The 2,173-nt window shown below is 65.4% G+C and carries 2 protein-coding genes; one reads left to right on the top strand and one right to left on the bottom strand.

The features are described 5' to 3' along the window. Nucleotides 1-68 precede the first annotated feature (68 nt). Nucleotides 69-377, top strand: a complete 309-nt coding sequence (locus MOQ72_RS44045) for a WhiB family transcriptional regulator (RefSeq protein WP_242192021.1) — start codon at nucleotides 69-71, stop codon at nucleotides 375-377. Between the two features lie 338 nt (nucleotides 378-715). Here MOQ72_RS44045 and MOQ72_RS44040 read toward each other — a convergent pair whose 3' ends face one another. Beyond that, a complete protein-coding gene (locus MOQ72_RS44040) occupies nucleotides 716-1,480 on the bottom strand; it encodes a Rossmann-fold NAD(P)-binding domain-containing protein (RefSeq protein ID WP_242192020.1) in 765 nt (254 codons plus the stop codon). Between the last annotated feature and the right edge of the window lie 693 nt (nucleotides 1,481-2,173).

The raw sequence follows: 2,173 nt of genomic DNA, 5'->3' as shown, positions 1-2,173 counted from the left end.
CCCAACACCGAAAACGCCGCCGTCCCACCTCCGCCCCGGCCAGGAGCACCGAAACGGAAACGATCGACATGAACTGGCGGCATCGCGCGAGCTGTCGCGACGAGGACCCAGAGCTGTTCTTCCCCACCGGCACCACCAAATCTGCGCTTGAACAGCTCAGCACGGCCAAATCCGTCTGCCACCGCTGCCCAGTCACCAGCGAATGCCTGGCTTGGGCGCTAGACACCGGCCAGCGCAACGGGGTGTGGGGCGGACTCAGCGAAGAAGAGCGACACCGGCTTCGGCAACACACGTCGACACTTTCAACCACTGACCTAACACTCCCCTGCCGGAACTACCTCCCACTTGACCTCACTCTCCGCACTGCACAGCCCTAGCAGTCGTCGGCACCATCCTCGGTGACGACTGCTACCCGAGAGGGGGAAATATGAGGAGGAGACGTCAGATAGGCAACCAAAGAACGGCACCGGGCGGGCGCGCTCAGTCCGCGCATGCGGTGCCAAGCGTGCCCTCTTTGTCAGGCTGAGGGCCTGTGAGCTGGTCGGTGACGGACCACAATCGTTGCGCTGCGTCGTCGTCACTGGCCATGGCCCCCGGCTCCGCGAGCAGCCCTCGTTCGTAGTACCGGCCACTCGTGTTCGCGAGCGACGGGTCGAGCGCCACCCGTAGCAGGCCGGTGACGGCGTCGTCGGGAGAGATGAGCGCGCGCGGCGAATCAGGGGCAATAGTTGCGCACGGCCGGGTAGTCGAACAACGCCCGCACCATCGGTGTGTCGACCGCTCCGGGGTGGGCAACGTTGACGTCCACGCCTGATCCCTCGAGTTGGCGGGCAAACTCACGGGTGTAGAGGATGTTCGTCAGCTTCGACCAGTTGTAGGCGAGAGTGGGCCGCAACTTCCCCTTGGCCATCATCAGGTCGTCGGAGTCGAGGCCACCTTTCGCGCGCGGCGCAGACGAGGAGGTCGAGCCGGTCCCAGCGGTCCAGCACTGTCGCCGCTGCCTCCCGCACGGATGCGAGGTTCGCGAGGTCCAAGTCCGCGAGGTCGACCGTCCGCTGCTCGTGGCCTTCCTGATCTCATCTCGAACCCGGCTGCCCTTCGCCTGGTTGCGTGCGGCGATGTCGGTCCCCGATGGAGTCGGCGTTCTCCGCCGAGACACCGGTGGCGATCGTGACCGCCGGGCGTGGATTCCGCGTGGCGCGAGTTCGATGTGCAATGCGAGCGCCCAGTTCCGCAAGCCCGCCATCGCGAGACCGACGTTGCCCAGGAACAGAGCGGGAACCGTGGACGAAACTCCGGTGGTCAGCAGAACCGTGCCGCGCCCGTGTTCGGTCATGCCCGGTAGCACGTGGTGCACGGTTGCGATCGCGTCGAGCGTGCTCAGTTCGAACTGCGCTGTCGCAGCTTCCGGGCCGGTCTCCGGCGGGGAGGCGATACGAGCCAGCTCGGGCGTCGTAACGTTGCACCCAGTCGGCGTCAATCCGGCTGGCCAGCCTGTCCGGGGCAGCCGCGGCCAGCGCTTCCAGCGCCGCTGGCAGGGTCTCGGTAGGCCCCACTCCTTCAGGGATGACCAGCGCAAATTAATTAGGCAACGGAGTCCTACAGGTCACGTGCTTTTGGTCGCTAAGCGATACGCAGTGTTTGCATGTGTACGCCTATGACTCGGGGAAACGTGGCGGAAGCGTGTGCCTGGTGGGGTGTCGGGACCTCCTCAGGAGTCGGGAGACGGGGGAGCGATCTCGCTTATCAAAGGGGCGCTGACCAAGTCAATTGCAGCTAGCCGGAATCCCGGAATTGCAGCCTGCGGTAGGCGCAACTGCTGGCTAGCAGCGAAGCGGCACGCGCACTCAGCGTGCCACGCTACCTCACGTGGCTCTTGCCCATCCCGATCAGAAGGGCATCCACAATGACCAAGCACCACATCACGACCACCGACGCCGGTATCTCGGCCGCGAATGACGAGCACCCAATGACCACCGGATCAGACAGACCGATCCTGTTCCGGGACCACTACCCGATCCAGAAGGCGGCCCAATTTGACCGGAGGCTGTCCCTGGTGAGGCGTCGGGGGCCTCACCGGGGCTTGGGGGGCGGGCGGGCGACCGCCAGGGGTCGCCCGCCCCACATAACGAAGCGACTGGAAGGTTTGAACACACGCACGAGCGTGGTCAGG

Origin of the sequence: Saccharopolyspora soli (assembly GCF_022678645.1) — a bacterium.
In the GTDB taxonomy this organism is placed as follows: Bacteria; Actinomycetota; Actinomycetes; order Mycobacteriales; family Pseudonocardiaceae; genus Saccharopolyspora; species Saccharopolyspora soli.
This window is presented reverse-complemented; position numbering and strand designations above follow the sequence as displayed.